Below are 20,947 nucleotides of genomic sequence, written 5' to 3' on the forward strand. Positions count from 1 at the left end.
TTATTGGTTCGCCGATGCTTTGATTTCTATATTCTGTAGGGCTTGTACGGGTACTGCCTTTGAGCATTCTTGCTCGATACCAAGCTCTGCAAAAGTCTTACGGCCATCTTTCAGTAATTGGAGTGTTTCTCCATCAAATCTTGTTACTAAGAATTTAGCAAAGGAGTCCGCAGATTGTTGCTTTTCTTCAGAGGTCAAATTCATAAGCATCATGGGTTCGAAACCGTTCCGTAAAAGGATTGTATCGATGAACTGATCGCGTTCTCTCTCGAAGTCCTCATTTCTTTCATGTTTGTAAATACGACTTGCCTGAATTACAAAATCTAGATTTGAAAAGTTGTTTGGAGCCTCTGTATAGTCGATATCAAAATCAGAGTCACTATCCATCAAAAGTGCTGGCACGCAACCAGATGAATCCCCTTGAACACTTGATATAGGTGGTTTAGGGAGGTTTTTAATCTTTTCGATTAAATTGTGAGTGGAGTGTAATGCATTGAATAATTTATCTTCTTCAATTGCCAATCGCTCTTGGATCGTCTCGTTTTTTTTGAGCTTAGTAACAAGCTGCGGGGAAACGTCCTGACCTTTTTTTCTAAGGGTTAGTTGTTCAACTTTTAATGTTTGAACCACTTGCTCATTCTCCTGTATTTCAGCAGCTTTTTTCTCAGACTGAAGAATAAGGCTATTCGCATGAACCCATAGTTCCGTTAGCCATGGCAAACCTGTGATAAAGTGCCTACATACGACACAGTTTTTATCTTCAACAGGAAGGTAAGTGTTTTTCTTTCCGTTCTTTCGAATACACTTTCCGCCATCATGACACCTTGTACCATTATACGGGCAGATACCAAGGTTAGTACTATTCCATAAGCCCACCAAGCACCCTGCCGCATCAGACTTAATACTATTGATGGCTTCGCTTGAGTTAAATGCTGCATATTTTGCCACCTCATCCCAAGCAGCTTCTTTTAACCAGTTTTGAAAGCTCTTTTGGTAGTCCAACTCAATATCTCTGCTAGCTTCGTTAAGAATTTCTGTAATGTGGCTTGGGTGATATTTCACATAATAGATTGTCATCAAGATACTCTTGTGCCCAGCGACAATCTTACTGAGTACCTCAATTGGAACTCCTTGCTGTGCTAAAGATGTCAATCCTGCTACGCGTAACCCATGTGGAGTGTATAAAGCGCTTTGTGGTGCATTAGTAGTCTTATTTCTGGTGAGAATAATCTGGCACTCAATTCCTTCTGAGTGGAGTCGTCTTTCAAGTTCAGCCATCAACTTAACCCAGAACTCATGCAGGTTTCGGTTAGTTGGAGGCATTTGACAATTACCGTTCTTTATATCTTTCGCACTGCGGAACAGATAAAAGCGGTCAGGGATTCTTGCAAGTACACTTTCCGATGGCTCGGCCTCAAAAACTGTCTTTGGAATATCTTGGAATCTTACAGGATAAGTCACTGGATTATACTTTTCCTGCCAATCTCTTAAGTCATCAAGGTACTTAATAACAGTCGCATTCTTCCAAGGTATTTCATATCCCGACTTCTCACTGAAGCCAACTTCTTTGTCTGAGACTTTATTAGAGTTGATATAAAATACAAACTGAGGAGCTAATACTCCACTGATCAATTTACGTCTTAGAACACCTCTATTATGAACTTTGGCTCCAATGTTTTTCCAATAGTTTGTTAATTGATGGTCGTTTTTTGCCCACACGTCTGTTTCTGGGTTGTATCTCCATTGATCCCCTTCTCCAGAGTCAAGTCGTATGACCTGAATTTTTCGGATGGGTATTTCAAGCATAACCAAATAAACGTAGGTAATAACCGGAATCCAAATAGGATTACCGTCCTCGTCAACGATATTCTCGTTGTATTGATCTGATAGTGATTTAGGCCATGCAAAGTCATTCTCGGTTAAGATTTCTTTGAGTTTTAAAATCATCCAAATAGGTGGGGTAGGTTTTGCTGATTCACTTAGTTTAATGTCTTTTCCGTTATCTTCAGAACCATACTCTGAGACGGCCTGAGTGAATTTGTGCATTGACAAAATAGGGTAGCCAACAGTTACAAGTTCACCAGTTTCATCTGTTTCCGACATGTATCCACCGATATACCAGTTACTAAAGTCGACGATCGTTGTTAGTGTCAAAATCAACACACTACTGCTTATGGACTTTTTATCTCTGTCATCTTTCAACCAATTATAAAACTCATCGTTCCTGAATTTGGAAAAGTACAGTGTCGGGTCGGAAGGAAAGTCGGATGTATAGGTAAACTCAAGGAAGTTCCTGAATTTAGTAAATCGATCTTTGAGATGCCCGGTTTCAAATGCATTTTTTGCGTTCAGAAATTCATGGAAAGAGTTAACCCAAGCCTTCATGTGCTTTTCTGGGTTATCAAATAGATCCTTTGTTTTATGCCTTGTATCGCGCCGTTGAAGCTCTACCAGTTTGAGACAGTCGGTACTGTTGAGGTGCTTATCAAAGCATCGTGCTAGGTATCTAATAGCCTTGTGAGCATGTGGGGTTAAGTCGGGGTGCCAACGGTTATCTTCGGTACGTAAAGGTGCTATGAACTGCTTAAATACTTCTACAGAAGTTTCTTCTAAAGATTCTACACCTGTTGTGATACGAAAAACTTCGACTGCAATACTAAATTGTCTAATAGCCGTGTCTATCGCATTTGACGTGCGAATATTGTTTGTCAGCTCAACACTGTCCGAAAGCATCGTTAGCTGATTAAGGATTTTTGAATCACTTCCATTCAATAACTCACCTAAAAAATAGTAGCTGTCCACACTGATTTTTTGATAAAAAAATAGGCTGTTAACTGACAAGTCACCCTTGGCTACGATTTTTTTTAAAGTTTCATTAGCTCTATAGTAAGCAGTTAGTAGTCGATTTGTCTTTTGTTTGTTTCTAGGGGCAAATAGACCATCAAGTAGAGCTAAGTCCTTTTGAGTAACAGATTCACCGTAATTTATACCTTTAAATTGTAGGTAGTTTGTTGTGGTCATTTGATCCTTCATGATGCGGTAAGTTGAACCTTGTTTTGAATAACACTAGATACAGAGTAGTTAGCTAACACATCTCGTACCTTCTGTGATGATATTCCTTTATATGCTTCTTGCGCGTTGATTGTCCTGTGATGCATACACTTCTGAATGACCTTCTCGTTAACCCCTGCATCTGTCAGGAATTGAGCATAGCAGTGGCGTAATGCATGAGGATTTAAACCTGCATCTTTTCCACGTTCAATTCTCATACCTAGATGTTGCTCAAGTCGGTCCAAGGCTTTGTTGTAACTTTCGGTGAAACTATTAACTGAGTAAGGTGCGCCAACATAGCTTTTGCCTGTTCGCCTATCTACGCCTGCTGATACGAAAAGGAATGGATGATCATGCCCCTCGTTCTTGACGTAGGTTTCCATTAACTTACTTCTATACGACAGATACATCTGGTATAGAGTTACGAACATAGCCTCTGCTGAAGGATGTAAGAAAAAAATGTCAGCAGAATAGGTAGTCTTATCAACAGCTAGTGTTTTCCAACGAGCTCTCAGTGATTTAGAGTTCACTTTGTCGTGGCGGGGTCTCATGTGCCGTTCTTTTAGGTACTCTTCTCTTGTCTTTTCCTTTTCACCTAATAGATTGGTTTTTGCTAGCCTAGGGTGAAATAGCTTTGCTTGACATTGAAAGTCTGAGTACGGGAAAACATCGTTAAACCAAAGGTGGAGAGGTTCGCTTTTTCGAAGACCACCAAATAGCAGGAGAATGGTGATCATTTTTGCAGTGATGTCTTCACGTTCAAAAGGGTTCTCTGCGATTGGGTTTTTGACAAAACCAAATTGTATTAAAGGTGAGATTAGCTCTACAGGAAACGCTTTATTTTCGCTCTGAGCGTTAATATGGTTTTTGGGGTCATCCTCAAATTCGTAGCCTAAAGCCTTTTTTGATTGGGATAACTGTCCAGCGGTTTTCATCACATCTTTAGTATGTGACATAGGGCTTAGTTTAATAATATCACGTGCAGTTTTTAACAGAGAAAGGGTCAATTTCTCATTTTTCTTTTTTGAGGCTATGAAAGTAGACTTACCACTCGCTTCTAGCTCTTCATACATAATCCAATCAATAAAAGCGACAAGTCTAGTACGAAGTCTTTTGGTTTTATCTAACCCAGTTGGCGCCCAGTACAGATTCGTCTCATCTTGATGAGTCTCAGTATCTATGGTTCCGCGCTCTAAACTAGAAAGGAATTTATGAAACTGAGCTCGTTTATTCAGCCCTAGCTTATGGGTTTCTATACTGTAATCATAAAATAGCCCAATAGCTCTAGCTGTATCACCCATCCATGTATCACTTTTGGACTGGTTGGCAAGGAAATACTCAATAAGAGACCACATAATTGAGTAGCCACTAGAACCTTCAATATGCAGGACTGGAAATATTGTCGCAGGGTTAGTAGCGATTCTTTGTTTTATAACAATATGGTGTCTACCTACCGGTGCATGTTCCTTCATTCGATTCCCTAAGCCGCCACTATTTATTATATGGTAACTTTTGTTTGGGGGTTACGCAAATCATTGGGTGTGAAGGAACATCTTGAAAAGTCTTTAATTTAACTTAAAAGGTAAAGAATAGGGAATAACTGGTAATAAGTGGTAAGTGATATTTTGGGGGTTAGTTGAGCACCTCCCTTCTAAGGAGGTGGTCGAAGGTTCGAATCCTTCAGGGCGTACCACTATTTAAAGAAACCCGATAACTCCCTGAGCTGTCGGGTTTTTTGCATTTCAGAACGACTTAATCTTTCAGTTTTTGCTAAACGGCAACGAGCTGTGGGGTATATCTAAGGCCTAGCATACTGCATCCATCTTCCAAGTAATGATCGGTCACTACGTCGAAACCGAACTTACCATAATAGTCTTTAAGATGAGCTTGTGCCGAAATAAAAATTGAGCAATCAGGGTAAATCTTCCGAGTGGCATCAAAACTCACTTGCATGAGCTGGTTACCTATCTGTTTACCTCGGCATTCTTTCGCTACGATCACTCGCCCGATACAAACATCATCTGCATCAGAATCGAGCAAAGGGAGAACATCTACGGGGTATCCAAGCTTCTGAGCCATAACTCGGCTGTAAGCCACTAGGTGTCCGTTCTCATAACCCATGATGTGATAGGTCTCTGGATGGTTATCTTTGCCGTCTAGGTCACTATAGGGTGTGTTCATATCCACGATAAAAATATCGACTCTTTGCTGTAAGAAATCATATAGCTCTTGAACAGACAGGTCCGCAAATTTTTTAACTTTCCACTCGATCATCACTTTTCTCCTAATTATTTTGGGCTACAACATAGAGAGTATTCAAACCGAGTTCATTAACCTTTGTTAACTGGACATGAAACTATTCAAAATCACCACTTTAAAGCGCCACTCATTTTCCCTCGTTATTCATTTCATTCGGCTTATGTAATAGAAAGTTAAAATTGTTCGTTTTTTGGGGTTTACATCATTTAGTAATAAAGCCACTATGAATTCACGAAGAATAGACAAGTAAAGCTATTAGCTAGTTGGTTTAGGAATCAAACCTTCTGAGTGATGGCTGATTTAGAGGAAGTAATGGCAGGAAACAGTATCGGACAACATTTCCGCGTGACTACGTTCGGAGAAAGTCACGGTATCGCACTAGGATGTATCGTAGATGGGTGCCCACCAGGATTAGAAATTACCGAAGCAGACCTTCAAAGAGATTTGGACCGTCGTCGCCCTGGTACTTCTCGTTATACAACGGCTCGCCGTGAAGCGGATGAAGTGAAAATCTTATCAGGTGTATTTGAAGGCCAAACTACGGGCACTTCTATTGGTCTATTGATTGAAAATACAGACCAACGCTCTAAAGACTATTCCGAAATTAAAGACAAATTCCGCCCTGGTCATGCTGACTATACCTACCATCAAAAGTACGGTGTACGTGATTACCGTGGCGGCGGTCGCTCTTCTGCTCGTGAAACTGCAATGCGTGTAGCGGCAGGTGCAATTGCGAAGAAATACCTGAAACAAGAATTTGGTGTTGAAATCCAAGCTTACCTTTCTCAAATGGGCGATATCTCAATTGATAAAGTGGATTGGAATGAGATCGAAAACAACGCGTTCTTTTGTCCAGATGCCGACAAAGTTCCTGAGTTTGACCAACTGATTCGTGACCTGCTAAAAGAAGGCAACTCGATCGGTGCGAAGATTCAAGTGGTTGCGACTAAAGTGCCTGTAGGCCTTGGTGAGCCAATATTTGATCGTTTAGATGCTGACATTGCTCACGCTCTAATGAGCATTAATGCGGTGAAAGGTGTTGAGATTGGTGATGGCTTTGATGTCGTTAATCAACGCGGTAGTGAACACCGTGATCCATTAACTCCAGAAGGCTTCAGCAGCAACCATGCTGGCGGTATCTTGGGCGGTATTTCTACTGGCCAAGATATTGTGGCGAGCATTGCGCTTAAACCAACATCAAGCATTACTGTTCCTGGTGACACGATCACTAAAGACGGTGAAGCAACGCAGTTAATCACTAAAGGTCGTCACGATCCATGTGTGGGTATCCGTGCGGTGCCTATTGCTGAAGCGATGCTGGCTATCGTGCTGCTTGATCACTTGCTACGTCACCGTGGTCAAAACTTTGGTGTGACAACAGAAACGCCAAAAATCTAGTTCTGCTTCGTTTTATTCAGAACAGATTTGAAACTGATTTGAGAGAAACCAAAAAGGGTTGCTTCGTAATGAAGCAACCCTTTTTATATTCTCAATTACGCAGAATATCTAATGTACAGAGCTTTCCGGATCAAGCTGGAAAGACGGCAAGCGCCATTTGAATCTTACAGCTGCCATACGCAGCAAGTAGCCAACCACAAGAGTAACAATCGTTGCGGTTACGTCGTTAACGCCAAGCTCAAGCAAACCTAGGTATAAACCTGAAGCGACAAGGGCGACAGATGCATACAGCTCTTCATGCAGAACCAATGGTGTTTGACGGCAGATAAGATCGCGCAACAGGCCACCGAACACGCCAGTGACCAAGGCAGACACCATACAGATCATTGGGTGCAGACCCATGGTCATCGCGACTTTAGTGCCAATGATGCTGAACACGATAAGACCTAGAGCATCTAAACGAATGAACAAGCCTTTTAGCTTGATTACCCATTTAGCCAGTCCTGTTGTGATAACACCCGCGATACAGGTGATCGCCAGATATTGTGGGTTTTCAACCCAACCTAAAGGGTAATGGCCGAGTAAGATATCTCGTACTGTACCGCCGCCAATTGCCGTTGCACTTGCAACCAACATTACACCAAACCAGTCCATTTTTTGTTTGCCAGCGCTGAGAGCGCCGGTCATGGCTTCTGCCGTGATGCCAATGATATACAAAACACTTAGTAGCATTGCTGTAGCTCTATAATTTAGGTCTATAAATTGGAGTCTTATAGGCCATAGGGATATAAAAATGAAGCGCGAGTGTAGTAGTAAAAACGCTGATTGACGAATGAATATTTGTACCGTGAATAGGCATTTCAGATTAGCTAAACTAATCATTCACCTCAAAATGGTGTAATCTGGGATCAGCAATCGATTGTCATCGTAAAGTATTATGATGAACCTAATGTCATTGCCAGTGATAGGGCTTTACCGAGCGCTTAAAAAAACGCAAAATGCCCCAGTTCTTTTTATTTAAATTTGATCTTATGACGCACCAATACCCAGATATCATCGACATTTTCAATCAAACCTTTTTCGAGAGCTTTAATACCAAGCTAGAACTGGGAGCGGACGAGCCTATTTACCTGCCAGCCGATGGGGAGGTTGCTCATCACCGTATCGTATTTGCTCGCGGCTTTTACGCGTCAGCACTTCACGAGATAGCACACTGGTGTGTGGCTGGTCCTGAGCGTCGTTTATTGGAAGATTTTGGTTACTGGTATGAGCCTGATGGCCGAACTGAGTCGGTTCAAGCTGAGTTTGAAAAAGTAGAAGTTCGCCCACAAGCGTATGAATGGATCATTGCGACCAGTGCAGGCTTTCCTTTTAATGTCAGCTGTGACAATCTACACGGCGATTTTGAGCCAGATCGTTTGGCCTTTATGAATAAAGTACACAGCGAAGTCATGGGTATCTTTGAAGCTGGTCTTCCGCCTCGCGTGAAAATGCTTTCTGAAGCATTACGCAGCTTCTATGATGTTGCGCCTTTATGTACTAGCCAATTTATTGTGAAATAAGAGAATATTATGATTATCGAATTTGAAGAAAAACTACTTGAAGTAATTGATGCTCGCATTGAAAACGCATCAGACGATGAACTGTTTGCTGGTGGTTACTTACGTGGTCATATTTCTCTTTCAGTGGCTTCATGTGAAGAAGACGGCATTGAAGACGTAGCCGAAGTTAAATTGCGTATTGAGAAGAGCCTAGAAGATGCGCGTTCTGAATTGACGCCAGCCGATCGCACGATCGTTAATGACCTTTGGGTTGAGCTGCAAAACCAAGCTTAATTTTATTCGTCTAGCATTATTCGTCTACCGTAATTCGCTCATTACTCTTCCTCCTCATTTTTGAACGAACCAATAATTTGAGACTCATTCGAATTTTTTGAATGAGTCCGTTCATTTCTTGTGATGGTTCCATTTTCTGACTACGTTATTCTAATCCCACTTAACAGAATCACAGAAAAGGTCACATCATGAAAGTTATCGCATTCGGCGCAAGCACCAGCTCTACCTCTATCAATAAAGCACTAGCAACTTACGCAGCAAACTTGATTGAAGGTGCTGAAGTAAAAGTCCTAAACATCAACGACTACAACGTGCCTATGTTCAGTGAAGACACTGAAAAAGAGATTGGCCAAGCGGAAGGTGCTCAAGCATTCTTGCGTGACTTAGCAGAAGCGGACGCATTTGTTATCTCTTTCGCAGAGCACAACGGTCATTATCCAGCAGCGTACAAAAACCTATTTGACTGGGCGACACGCATTGAGCGTTCAGTATTTGGTGAGAAGCCTGCGGTTTACTTAGCGACATCTCCGGGCCCAGGTGGTGCACAGACGGTACTTGGCGCAGCTACAGGCTCAGCGCCATACTTTGGCGGTAACGTTAAAGCATCACTTTCAGTGCCTAGCTTCTACGATAACTTTGATTTTGAGTCAGGTTCAATCAGCAATGAAGAGATTGCCGCTCAAATTAAAGACGCGATTGCTAAGCTGTAAAAGCAGAAAGTAAAGCGAATAGCTGCAAAATAACGTGCTGCTCTAGAATAAGAAGCAGCGACGTAAACAAGATTGAAAAAACAAAGCCCGAGCATTGAGATATGCTCGGGCTTTTTGTTTGGGTCGAATTAGGGTGTGTTGACCTTTCGCTGCAAAAATCAGCTCGTAAGATCAACACGGCCTAATACTTATTTGAATATTTAGACCTAGTCTAGAATCGACTAGTCCGCACTGGCTTGTTTCGTTGAAACCCAACCTTCTGTTAACGCTTTGCCTTTGCGTAATCTTCTAATCCACATTCGACTTGGATGAATGGCTTCGAGCACATCAACCGGAAGAGGTAGAGGATCGCCACAAATTTGTGAGGCTAAGACTTCTGCTAAAAGAGGGGTCGAGCTCAAACCACGTGAGCCTAAACCAATAAAACAGAACAAGTTCGGATAGCTGGTAACAGGTTCGATACCGTCGATAGCATCACGCTGCGGATTAAAGTTGTGCAGATTCTGATATTGCTTTTTGATGGATTCAAAATCGCCAACATTACCGACGAATGGTAGGTGATCTCGGCTTACGCTTCGGATACCTTGGCGCGCTAAGTTGTCACTGGTGTCGACATCTTTTGTCCACGCTTGATCCGGCAACGAGCCGTGTAAGCGCTCGCCATTATGTTGTTGAACCTCAATATCAAATTCTTGGTCGATATTGGTTTTGTCGTAGTTCGCGCCAATACAATGGTGACCATTATTTGGATTCTGTGGCGTTAAGTAACCATCAAAACACAACACCGTTTTTAGCTTGCTGAGGTTTTCTGTAGTCGGGATATGACTCACTTGCCCTTTAACTGGCGTCAGAGGTACGGGGCGAGTTTGCTCAAATTGGGTGAACTTGTGTCCATTCGCGACAACCACTTGGTCGTGCTTAGTTTGAATTTCACCTTGAGGTGTATCAATCGTCAGCTGCCATTGCTGTTCAGATTCGAGCCATTCAAGTTGTGTTACTTGGTATTGATAGTGTGCGCTTACTTGGTTGGTCCCTTCTAACTTGCCAATCAAACCTTGAGTAAGCTGAAGAGGGCTTAACCAACCACCCAGTGGGAAGTAAACACTCTCTTTATCAACCGGTAAGCCAATCTTTTCGTTGGCTTGTTCGGGCGTTAAGCGCTGAATTAAGTCTGTGTGGAAATTGCCTTCTAACATACGGTTGAGCTTTTTGGTTGAACCTTCATCCCACATCAAGATATTTACGCCACACCAGTTGTGATCGAAGTTTACTGATTGTGCTGCTTGACTAATAAATTGGCGGGCAAACAATAAGCCCGGACCAAATATTCTTGAAACATTAGATGTCGCTTCGCTGAGTAGCGGATAAATGGCACCTTGATTGTTGCCAGAGGCATTTCCAGCGGCTTGTTGGTGTTCACAATAAAGGGTGATGTTTTTACCACGTCGGCTTAACGTTTTTGCAAGCGCAGCGCTGGCAACACCACCACCGATAATGGCGATATCTTGTGAATTACTGTGTTGAGCTAGGCCATACCAAGGTTTAATGTTGGTGTGAGCGTGCTTCTCATCAAGTCGGCCGGCAATCATTTCCCGCTTAGTACCAAAGCCTTTAACTTTTTTCATCGCAAAGCCAGCTTCGATTAAACCGCGGCGAACAAAACCGGCAGCGGTAAACGTTGCACAACTGCAATCTTGTTTTGCCAATTTGGCCATTCCGTTGAATAGGTTTTGATTCCACATTTCTGGGTTCTTACTCGGTGCAAAGCCATCTAAGAACCAAGCGTCAACCAAACCTTCCTGCGGGGTCGGCACGTTTGGCATACAATCTTTAATATCACCAAACCATAAATCGAGTGTGATCGCGCCATCGCCCAAAACAATACGGTGACATTCAGGCAGAGCAATCGGATAGTGTTCTTGGAGTTGCGTCGCGTACTGGGCTAATTCTGGCCAAGATTGGTGCGCTTTGATCAGATCATCTTTATTTAAAGGATATTTTTCAAAACTGATGAAATGTAACTCTTTGGTCATTGCTTGTGGGTTATCTTTAATAAAAGCATCGAACCATTGCCAGACTGCGAGAAAGTTCAAACCTGTACCAAAACCGGTTTCAGCTATCACAAAACGGCGTTGTTGATGTTCAAGCCAACGCTCTGGAAGGTGGTTTTGTTTTAAAAAGACGTAGCGAGTTTCTTCTAAACCGTTAACATTAGAGAAGTAAACGTCGTCAAATTGGTCTGAAACTGGCGTGCCAGACTCATTCCATTCCAGTTCTGCATTAGTAATTGAAGTCATAAAATCTATCATTTTGTGATTTGAAGCGATATGTTGGTAGGGATTGTACGAATTTCTAGGAAAGCTGACCACTTTTGTTAGGCTTCTTAGTTATCATCTAGCTGAATTTAGAATTATAGGAATGTCACATGAAACGAGTCGTAATCACCGGTATGGGTATTGTTTCAAGTATCGGTAACAACGTCGAAGAAGTTTTAGCATCACTGAAAGAGGGTAAATCAGGTATTACCGCTTCAGAGCAGTTCAAGGAAAATGGCTTGCGCTCTCAAGTTTGGGGTAACCTGAAAATGAACCCTGCTGACCATATCGATCGCAAAAAAATGCGCTTTATGGGTGATGCAGCGGCATTCGCATATCTTTCAATGGAGCAAGCAATTGCTGACTCTGGCTTAACTGAAGATCAAGTATCTAATGACCGCACAGGTATCGTTGCGGGTTCAGGTGGTGCTTCATCTCTAAACCAAGTTAACGCTGTAGACATCATCCGTGAAAAAGGCGTTAAGCGCGTTGGTCCATACATGGTTCCACGTACAATGGCTTCTACGGTTTCTGCTTGTCTTGCTACACCATTCAAAATCCGTGGCGTGAACTACTCTATGAGTTCTGCATGTGCGACATCGGCACACTGTATTGGTCACGCTATGGAGCTTATCCAACTGGGTAAACAAGACGTTGTATTCGCTGGTGGCGGTGAAGAACTGGATTGGTCTCTGACTATGATGTTCGACGCAATGGGCGCACTTTCTACTAAGTACAACGACACTCCAGAATTGGCTTCTCGTACCTACGATGCAGACCGTGACGGTTTCGTTATCTCTGGTGGTGGCGGCATGCTAGTTATCGAAGAGCTTGAGCACGCAGTTGCTCGTGGCGCAAAAATCTACGGCGAGATCGTGGGTTACGGCGCAACTTCAGATGGCTACGACATGGTTGCTCCTTCTGGTGAAGGCGCGGTTCGTTGTATGAAGATGGCAATGCAAAACGTTGATGGTGTTGACTACGTGAACACTCACGGTACTTCAACTCCTGTTGGTGACGTTAAAGAACTTGGCGCAATCCAAGAAGTCTTTGGCGGCAACAGCCCAGCAATCTCAGCAACTAAAGCGATGACAGGTCACGCTCTAGGTGCGGCTGGTGTACACGAAGCAATTTACTCAACGCTAATGCTTGATAACGGCTTTATTGCACCTAGCATTAACGTAGCAAACCTAGACGAAGCAGGCGCAGGCCTAGACATCGTAACTGAAACCCGTGAGCAAGAGCTAACGACAGTTATGTCTAACAGCTTTGGTTTCGGCGGTACGAACGCAACGCTAGTAATCAAAAAATACCAAGGCTAATTGAAGCTAAGGTTAAATTAATAAAGGTTAATCGTTAATGGGTGACGTGAGTGCAGACTCAACACGCATAGGTTGCCCACTAACCATGACCAACAGAACAAAGCTTTTTAAATGTAGGTTTTATACGTGTTTTTTTGAACATGACTTTTTAAATCTGGGTTTAGAAATTAAAAGGTTTCCAGAGCTTGACCAGTAGTGACTTTGGTTAGTACTGGTTGAACAGACGCAAGACTCTGTCTCCTGGAGAGCGAGATAGGATCCTTTTGTTCTGGATGTTTGCCCGATTGTTTATTCAATCGGGCATTTTTCGTTTTGGCTTTTAACTTTGTGATTTTGGGTATTTACCATTAGTTCTGTTCTTGTATGTGTAGGCTAGGCGATTCAGCCCTTTATTTATAATGTATTCCAATTGCGACTCGACACCGTGTGTGGAATTTTGCACAATCATTTCAATTCACATTTAAGGTCGACAGACCCCAACGAAAGTAACTTCCCAATGAAAATCTTAATCGATGAAAATATGCCTTACGCTGAAGCGCTTTTTAGCCAACTAGGTGAAGTGACAATGAAGTCCGGTCGAACGCTAACCGCTGACGATCTTGTTGACGTAGATGCTCTGATGATTCGTTCGGTGACTAAGGTCAATGAAGCGCTGATCAGCAAAGCGAACAAGCTTAAGTTTGTTGGAACCGCAACGGCTGGTATGGACCATGTCGACCAAGCATTGATGAAAGAGCGTGGCATTTTCTTTACTGCGGCGCCTGGCTGTAACAAGGTGGGTGTCGCTGAGTATGCCTTCAGCGCAATGATGGTACTTGCGCAGCAACAAGGCTTCTCTGTATTCGACAAAACGGTCGGTATTATCGGTTGCGGTCAAGTGGGCAGTTATTTAGCGAAGTGCCTTGAAGGCATTGGCATTAAAGTATTGCTGAACGATCCTCTAAAACAACAAGAGGGTGATACTCGCGAGTTTACGGAATTAGAGACACTGCTTGAGCAGTCAGACGTTATCACTCTGCATACGCCAATCACTAAGACGGGTGAGTTCCCAACGCATCACTTGATTAATGAGCAAGCGCTGAATAACTTCCGTGCTGATCAAATTTTGATTAATGCGGCTCGTGGTCCTGTTGTTGATAACCAAGCGTTAAAAGCTCGCTTGCAAAAAGCCGATGGTTTTACTGCCGTTCTTGATGTGTTTGAGTTTGAACCTGAAGTCGATTTTGAGCTGCTTCCACTGCTTGCTTTTGCAACTCCTCACGTAGCGGGCTACGGTTTAGAGGGTAAAGCACGTGGTACCACGATGATCTTCAACAGTTATTGTGAGTTTTTAGGTACTGAACAGCGTGCTTATGCAAGCGATCTTCTGCCGACAGCCCCAGTACCTCAAATGAAATTAGATAGAGCTTGGGATGAAGCAACACTGCACAATTTGACTCAGTTGATCTATGATGTGCGCAAAGACGACGCCTTATTCCGTCGCAATATCTCTACGCCGGGTTCTTTTGACAAGATGCGTAAAGAATATTGGGACCGTAGAGAGTACAGTGCAGTCGAGTTAACGGGCGATGAATCTTGTAATTTAACGCCGTTATCTAAACTCGGTTTTATGGTAAAGCCAACTTTATAAAAGAGAGAAACAATGAGCCAAGAATTTAATATTGCTATTTTAGGTGCGACTGGTGCGGTTGGTGAAACCATTCTTGAAGTACTTAAAGAGCGTAAATTCCCTGTCGGTGAAATGCACTTACTAGCAAGTGAACGTAGTGAAGGCAAAACTTCCCGTTTTAACGGCAAAACAATACAAGTACAAAATGTAGAAGACTTCGATTGGTCTCAAGTACATATTGCGTTTTTCTCTGCAGGTAGCGAGCTTTCAGAGCGTTGGGCTCCAATCGCGGCTGACGAAGGTGTGGTGGTTATCGATAACACATCACGTTTCCGTTATGAATACGATGTTCCTCTGGTTGTGCCAGAAGTGAACCCTGAAGCGATTGCTGAGTTCCGTAACCGCAACATCATCGCGAACCCTAACTGTTCTACTATTCAGATGGTAGTAGCACTTAAACCTATTCACGATGAAGTAGGTCTTGAGCGTATTAACGTTTCTACTTACCAATCTGTGTCTGGTGCAGGTAAGCCGGGTATCGATGAGCTAGCAGGCCAAACTGCTAAGCTTCTTAACGGCATGCCAGCTGACAAGTCAGCATTCTCACAGCAGATCGCGTTCAACTGTATTCCTCAGATTGATGAATTTACAGAGAACGGCTACACACGTGAAGAAATGAAGATGGTTTGGGAAACTCAGAAAATCTTTGCTGATTCGTCAATCACGGTGAACCCGACTTGTGTTCGTGTTCCTGTGTTCTACGGTCACGCTGAATCCCTACACGTTGAAACTCGCGCGCCAATCGGTGCAGAGCAAGTTATTCAACTTCTAGAGAACACGGAAGGCGTTGAAGTATTCCAAGCGTTAGACTTCCCAACTCAGGTTCGTGATGCGGGTGGTAAAGACCACGTAATGGTTGGTCGTATTCGTAGCGACATCAGCCATCACAGCGGCGTGAACATGTGGGTAGTCGCTGATAACGTACGTAAAGGCGCAGCAACGAACGCAGTTCAAATCGCTGAAGTTCTGATTCGCGATTACTTCTAAGCTTCATTGCTTTGATTATCAAGCCTCACTCTTTAGTGGGGCTTTTTTAATCGATTGAAAATATTGTTAGTCAAATTGTGTGAAATTGCTGCGAATATTGTTGCTGCAACACATTTTTTGTTTTCATCTCTATAGTTTTACGTCATTTATCCGATATATTTAATAGATCATCACTTTTCCGAATTTAAGCACCTAGCTGAGCCTTTTATGTTTCAATTTTTCAAGCCGTGGTTAATGCCTTTTGCCTTTATCATTGCGACTCAGATTTCCGTTGTTCGTGCAGATTCCATTCGAGTTGTAGGGCCTAATGGCCAGATACAATCAGCGCCTACGTTTTCAGAACCTCTTCAAAGAGCGCAATTGAATAGCGCTGAGCCTTCACGTTTCTATGGTCCAACTCGTGGCTCAGAAACGCTATGGTCTATTGCTTCAAGGTTACGCCCTGATAACTCCGTTTCAGTCCAACAAACATTGTTGGCGATTTATCGCTTAAACCCACAAGCGTTTGAAAATCAGAATATCCATAGCCTGCTGCCTGCCAGTAATTTACGTGTGCCTTCTTTAGAGCAAGCACGTGCAAGTTCGACGCAGCAAGCTATCAACATCATGAACTCGCACCTTGCTAAGCTTGATGCTCCTGCGACAAAGCCTACCGCTTCAAAACCTAAAGTAGCGCAAGCGTCAAGTCGACCAGATGTAGCACCTAAAAATGCACAATCCAAAGCTAAGGTTAGCGAACCTAAAGTTGTCGATAAATCGATAATTGGTAATCAAGAGATAGTGAATAACAAGCCGCTAACCGGTGCCAAGGAAATGAACCACCTTGAGAAGCAATTAGAGCTTTCAGAAACTGAGTTACTGTCACTCGAAGAAAAAAACCATCAACTTCGTTTGATGCTGTCGAATGTTCAATTGGAAGTGGATGAGCTAAAAACAGAGCTCAGTGATGAAGACCGCATTCGTAGCGAAGTGGAAAAGCTGCTTGATGAAGAGCGTAGAAAGAACGCCGAAATTGAAAAAATGGCACCAAGTGCCATGGATGAACTGTTATCTAATGGTTGGTTAGTTGCGGCTCTTGCGATTATTCCGGGTCTTCTACTTGGCTTGATCATCGTGATGCTGATAGGCCGTCGTTCTAAAAATGAAGAACAACAGCAAACCACTCAAGAACAACCGATTCAGCCTGAACCAAGCAGCGTCGCGCCTATTACATTGGGCGACGAGATGGACGACCTTAACGAGCTGTCTTTAGACGATGACTTGTTTGGCACTGAAGACGATGCCAATAAGTTGTTTGACGACCAAGCTCTTGCTGAAGAAGATGATGTATTTGCAGGATTGGATGAATCTGATCTCGATTTCAATCTCGACGGTGAAGATGATGACCCATTTGCGAGCATTGGCGAAAATGGTGATTTAGACACTAACTTTGATGATCTGGACTTGGACAGCAGCAACGGCATCAGTGTTAATGGTGAAGATAAAGCGCTTGGCCTTGAAGAGATGGAGCGCGCGCTCGATAAAAGCGCAGAAAGCGCACTTGATACCGATGAAGTCGATTTTGATCTCTCAGATGATAACGCAATGTCTGCTGATGACATTGAAGCACTGCTATCTAAAGAATCCGAGACTGAAGATTTAGGCTCTAACGAATTAGACCAGTCACTATTAGATGACCTGTTTTCTCTTGATGACGAAGATGATGATAGCTTCGACATCGATGCTTTGATTTCGGAAGAGCAAAATGATTCTACTTCTAGTGCCGACACATCAATAACCGATGATTTTGATATCGATGCGCTTATCTCAGAACAACAAAGCGATGCTACACCTTCGGACATAAGCAATGACGACTTTGATATTGATGCTCTGATCTCTGAACAACAGACCACTCAATCTGCAGCTCCTAGTGTAGAGGATGATATTGATGACATCTTTGCTCAGGTTGCCGCTCAGAACGAGCAAGCGAATGATCCTTTCAACCTCGATAGCGACGATGAGATAGCGACGAACCTAAACAATGGTTTGGCGTCTGATGATGATATCGAAAACATCTTGTCTCAGTTTGATAAGCCAATCGTTGATGAAGAGACTCAAGACAGCGTTGATCTACTTGATGAGCAGTTGGAAGGGGATGACGTTGACCTAAGCAACTCGACCGAACTCCTTGATGAAATGCTGGGCGATGAATCGGATGATGAGCTTGAAAGTGAGCCTTTAGGTTTTGATGCCTTATCCGAACTTGAAGAGCTTTCTGGTTTATCGACTGATGATGAGCTAAACATTGCAGAAGACAGCACGGAAACTCTGGATGAATTAATCGGAGATTCTGACGATGACTTCGAACTCGATGCAGAGAGCACCGACTTACTTGATGATTTCCTTGATAGTGAACTATCGGATGATGCGCTTTCAGCGGACCAAGCCAATTCACCAAAATCGGAATCTTTAGACCCGTTTGATGATTTACTGACAAGTGGCATTGAAGACGAGCTTGAATCAGAAGAGCTGACGTTTGATAAAGATCTAGATGTTGCCTTTGGTTCTGATAAAACCAACGACGACCTTATCAAGGATTCAGACGTTGAACATACTCAATTAACGTCAGAGCCTTCTGAAGTCGAGCCTGAGCAAATAACGGACATTACTGAAACACCACAACCTGAACTTGTTGGTGATGCTTCATTAGATTCAGAACTGATTCAAGACGGTGCTGATGTTAAGCCAGAAAATGATGAAGCCTTTAATCGTGATGACTTTATCGATGACTTGTTTGGTGTAGCGCCTGCAACGGATGCGTTGCTTGATGACGCATTAGAAACAACAGATGAAGCATTGATTGATGAGTTGATGACTTCTGATGACAACGATTCGTTGCAAGCTACTGAAGAGCCAGTTGAAGCATCAATTGAAATTGCTTTGGAACCAGAACAAACGTCTCTTTCTGATAGTTCTGAATTATCACCAGAAGAAGCGGTGTCGTCTGTTAAAGATGATGAACTGGATGTTGACTCGTTGCTCTCTGAGAATTCTGACTTTGACAAACCAGCTTTTGAAGAGCCGACTCAAGAAGACACTGAGCAACAAGCATCAGATTCGGAAGAAGCTGACGTACAAGATCAGCGTGAAGACATCGCTGCGAGTACTGAAGATCAAGCTTCGCCGTCGTCTTTGAATGATATCTCTGAAGACGATGAAGAAACGGTAGAAGATTGGTTAGCCGAAGCCATTGATGATGTTGAATCTCCTGCGAATATAGACTCTGATTTTGACTTTGAACCGAAAATTCAAGGTAGCGATGAACTTGAAAATATCGTTGAATCCTTGCCAGAGCCAGAGCCAGAGCCAGAGCCAGAGCCAGAGCCAGAGCCAGAGCCAGAGCCAGAGCCAGCCCGTGCTGCACATATGCCAGAAATCATTCCAAATGAGTTCGGTGTACCAGAAGACGATGATTGGCTGATTGGAGACGATACAGCTAAAGAAGATGCGTTGGCAGAAGTGGACGCTGAAGCTGATGTTGAAGTAATACCAGACCCAGTTACTCCTGCTGTTGAACCTCAACTAGACACTGAACCTCAAGCAGAAACGGCACCGAAAATTGAAGCTACGGAACAAGCTGAAGTTCTAGGACAAGACAGCGAAGAAGAGTTCTCGTTTGATGACTTCGAACTTCCTGAGTTTAATGAAGAAGACGCGTTGGCAGAAGCCGATGTTGAAGCTGATGTTGAAGTAATACCAGAACCAGTAGCGCCTGCTGTTGATTCTCAACTAGACGCTGAGCCTCAAGTAGAATCGGCACCGCAAGTTGACGCTACGGGACAAGCTGAAGTTCTAGGACAAGACAGCGAAGAAGAGTTCTCGTTTGATGACTTCGAACTTCCTGAGTTTAATGAAGAAGACGCATTGGCAGAAGCCGATGCTGAAGCTGATGTTGAAGCTGATGTTGAAGCTGATGTTGAAGTAATACCGGAACCAATTACTCCTGCTGTTGAACCTCAACTAGACGCTGAACCTCAATCAGTATTAGAACCACAATTAACATCTGAGCCACAAGCAGAATCGGCACCGCAAGCTGAAGTTCTAGGACAAGAAGACGAGTTCTCGTTTGATGACTTCGAACTGCCAGAGTTTGGTGAAGAAGATGCATTAGCGGAAGTCGTTAGTGAGCCTGATGAAGCTCAGTTAGAGCAAGATCTCGCTCCTGAGGCAGACAAGTTTGAGTTCGATGATCTTGACCTTCCTGAATATGACGAAGAAAGCGCAAAAGCAGACTCTGTTTTAGATGATATTGAGCAAAGCAGCGCAGAGCCAGTAGCGGAAGAAGAAGGCGTCGAGTTCGATGAGCTTGATTTGCCTGAATACGGTGAAGACGAAGCCATCTCAGATGCGTTTGCAGAGAAGCCGACACCACTGACTTCTTTTAGTCCGCAAGGTGAAGAGCAAGATGCGCTGCATGATTTGTTCTCAAACCCGCAAAGCTTTAGTCACGCTGACGATTTCTCGGATACAGAGGGTTTCTCGGACGAAGAAGGGCTCTCAGATACAGAAGAACCTGAACTGGCAGCGTTCGCACAACCAGATGATTCACCGAGTTCATCTTCAGGATTAAATTCAACGCCTTTAGAATCAAACTCAGCACCTACAGCGGTTCAAGACGAACCACTAGAAGGCTTTGACGATTTTGATGAAACAGCATTGGCTGAGTTGCTTTCAGAAGATGTCCAAGACTCAGTCGACAATATGTTTGAGAAGCCACTAGATGCAACATCGATTGACAGTGCAGGGCTCGATATCGATGCGATGCTTGAAGTTGGCGGTGAAGATTGGAAAGGCTTTAACTTAGCTCCAGAGCAGCAATCAAGCATGCACAATGGTGTACCTGACGATCAACAAGAGATTTGGGCATCGGCTGAAAAACAAGCTGAACCTAAAATTAAAGAAGAGAATTGGGGTCAACAAGATAATCTAACAGAGTCAGGTAACAGTCGTGATAAGCAATACATGACGATTGACGAACTGATGGCTCAAGTAGAGCAAGAAGGCGAAGAAGCCATTAATCCAGATGATGAAGAGTTGAAGCTGGATGTTGGTCTCAATGAATTCCCTGATGTTATTGGTGATATCGGCAACTATGATGTCGACAACAATGCAGAAGCTGCTGGTAAGCTCGATTTGGCTAAAATCTATATCGAGATGAGTGATTCGCAAGGTGCAATTAAGCTTCTAGAAGAGGCGATAGTTGACGGCAGCGATGATATTCGTCGAGAGGCAAAGAATCTTATCGATACCTTAAACGGTCGATAAGTTTAAAAAAATCATAAAGGGTAGCGTTGGCTACCCTTTATTTTGGGGTGAGCCCAAGCGCCTTTGTTTTATTTGGCTTCTTAAAACCACCGTCTAG

Annotated in this window: 13 protein-coding genes and 1 pseudogene; 8 read left to right on the top strand and 6 right to left on the bottom strand. The window is 43.3% G+C overall.

The window, feature by feature from the left end; genetic code table 11:
* The 3 genes from AC3CHU_RS04565 to AC3CHU_RS04575 form a co-directional block, all read right to left on the bottom strand.
* The gene (locus AC3CHU_RS04565; protein WP_488525156.1) at nt 1-3,021 is read right to left on the bottom strand and encodes a VPA1269 family protein; all 3,021 of its coding nucleotides are present in this window, start codon (nt 3,019-3,021) and stop codon (nt 1-3) included.
* Nucleotides 3,022-3,029: 8 nt separating this feature from the next.
* On the bottom strand, nt 3,030-4,523 hold the full coding sequence (locus AC3CHU_RS04570) for a tyrosine-type recombinase/integrase (protein WP_488525157.1): 1,494 nt from the start codon (nt 4,521-4,523) through the stop codon (nt 3,030-3,032).
* Nucleotides 4,524-4,821: 298 nt separating this feature from the next.
* The gene (locus AC3CHU_RS04575; RefSeq protein ID WP_488525158.1) at nt 4,822-5,325 is read right to left on the bottom strand and encodes a GNAT family N-acetyltransferase; all 504 of its coding nucleotides are present in this window, start codon (nt 5,323-5,325) and stop codon (nt 4,822-4,824) included.
* Nucleotides 5,326-5,622: 297 nt separating this feature from the next.
* Between AC3CHU_RS04575 and aroC the strand changes: the two genes are divergently transcribed.
* Nucleotides 5,623-6,708: a chorismate synthase gene (gene aroC / locus AC3CHU_RS04580; protein WP_004734182.1), complete on the top strand. Its 1,086-nt coding sequence runs from the start codon at nt 5,623-5,625 to the stop codon at nt 6,706-6,708.
* A gap of 108 nt (nt 6,709-6,816) precedes the next feature.
* On the opposite strand, the gene AC3CHU_RS04585 is transcribed toward aroC, so the two are convergent.
* Nucleotides 6,817-7,440: a trimeric intracellular cation channel family protein gene (locus AC3CHU_RS04585; protein ID WP_108196203.1), complete on the bottom strand. Its 624-nt coding sequence runs from the start codon at nt 7,438-7,440 to the stop codon at nt 6,817-6,819.
* 299 nt (nt 7,441-7,739) lie between these two features.
* On the opposite strand from AC3CHU_RS04585, the gene AC3CHU_RS04590 reads away from it, so the two are divergent.
* The 3 genes from AC3CHU_RS04590 (at nt 7,740) to AC3CHU_RS04600 (ending at nt 9,253) form a co-directional block, all read left to right on the top strand.
* The gene (locus AC3CHU_RS04590) at nt 7,740-8,270 is read left to right on the top strand and encodes an elongation factor P hydroxylase (RefSeq protein WP_488525159.1); all 531 of its coding nucleotides are present in this window, start codon (nt 7,740-7,742) and stop codon (nt 8,268-8,270) included.
* 9 nt (nt 8,271-8,279) lie between these two features.
* Complete coding sequence (locus tag AC3CHU_RS04595) at nt 8,280-8,543, top strand: YfcL family protein (RefSeq protein WP_004734185.1); 264 nt, start codon at nt 8,280-8,282, stop codon at nt 8,541-8,543.
* Between the two features lie 188 nt (nt 8,544-8,731).
* Entirely contained in the window at nt 8,732-9,253 is a 522-nt protein-coding gene (locus AC3CHU_RS04600; protein WP_065204979.1) for an NADPH-dependent FMN reductase, read from the top strand.
* Nucleotides 9,254-9,474: 221 nt separating this feature from the next.
* Here the strand turns inward: AC3CHU_RS04600 and mnmC are convergent, their stop codons facing one another.
* The gene (mnmC, locus tag AC3CHU_RS04605; protein WP_488525160.1) at nt 9,475-11,550 is read right to left on the bottom strand and encodes a bifunctional tRNA (5-methylaminomethyl-2-thiouridine)(34)-methyltransferase MnmC2/FAD-dependent 5-carboxymethylaminomethyl-2-thiouridine(34) oxidoreductase MnmC1; all 2,076 of its coding nucleotides are present in this window, start codon (nt 11,548-11,550) and stop codon (nt 9,475-9,477) included.
* Between the two features lie 128 nt (nt 11,551-11,678).
* Between mnmC and fabB the strand changes: the two genes are divergently transcribed.
* Nucleotides 11,679-12,890 (top strand): beta-ketoacyl-ACP synthase I, encoded by a 1,212-nt coding sequence (gene fabB / locus AC3CHU_RS04610; protein WP_017074539.1) that lies wholly within the window; start codon nt 11,679-11,681, stop codon nt 12,888-12,890.
* Nucleotides 12,891-13,057: 167 nt separating this feature from the next.
* Here fabB and AC3CHU_RS04615 read toward each other — a convergent pair.
* Nucleotides 13,058-13,338, bottom strand: a pseudogene (locus AC3CHU_RS04615) (hypothetical protein).
* 48 nt (nt 13,339-13,386) lie between these two features.
* Between AC3CHU_RS04615 and AC3CHU_RS04620 the strand changes: the two are divergent.
* From AC3CHU_RS04620 to AC3CHU_RS04630, 3 genes are all read left to right on the top strand, one after another.
* Entirely contained in the window at nt 13,387-14,520 is a 1,134-nt protein-coding gene (locus AC3CHU_RS04620) for a 4-phosphoerythronate dehydrogenase (RefSeq protein ID WP_488525161.1), read from the top strand.
* 12 nt (nt 14,521-14,532) lie between these two features.
* Complete coding sequence (locus tag AC3CHU_RS04625; RefSeq protein ID WP_004734159.1) at nt 14,533-15,546, top strand: aspartate-semialdehyde dehydrogenase; 1,014 nt, start codon at nt 14,533-14,535, stop codon at nt 15,544-15,546.
* A 207-nt stretch (nt 15,547-15,753) separates the two neighbouring features.
* Nucleotides 15,754-20,850 carry a FimV/HubP family polar landmark protein gene (locus AC3CHU_RS04630; RefSeq protein WP_488525162.1) on the top strand — a complete coding sequence of 1,699 codons (5,097 nt, stop codon included), beginning with the start codon at nt 15,754-15,756 and terminating at the stop codon, nt 20,848-20,850.
* Nucleotides 20,851-20,947 lie beyond the last annotated feature (97 nt).

It is taken from the genome of Vibrio sp. QJM3NY_39 (genome assembly GCF_057785895.1).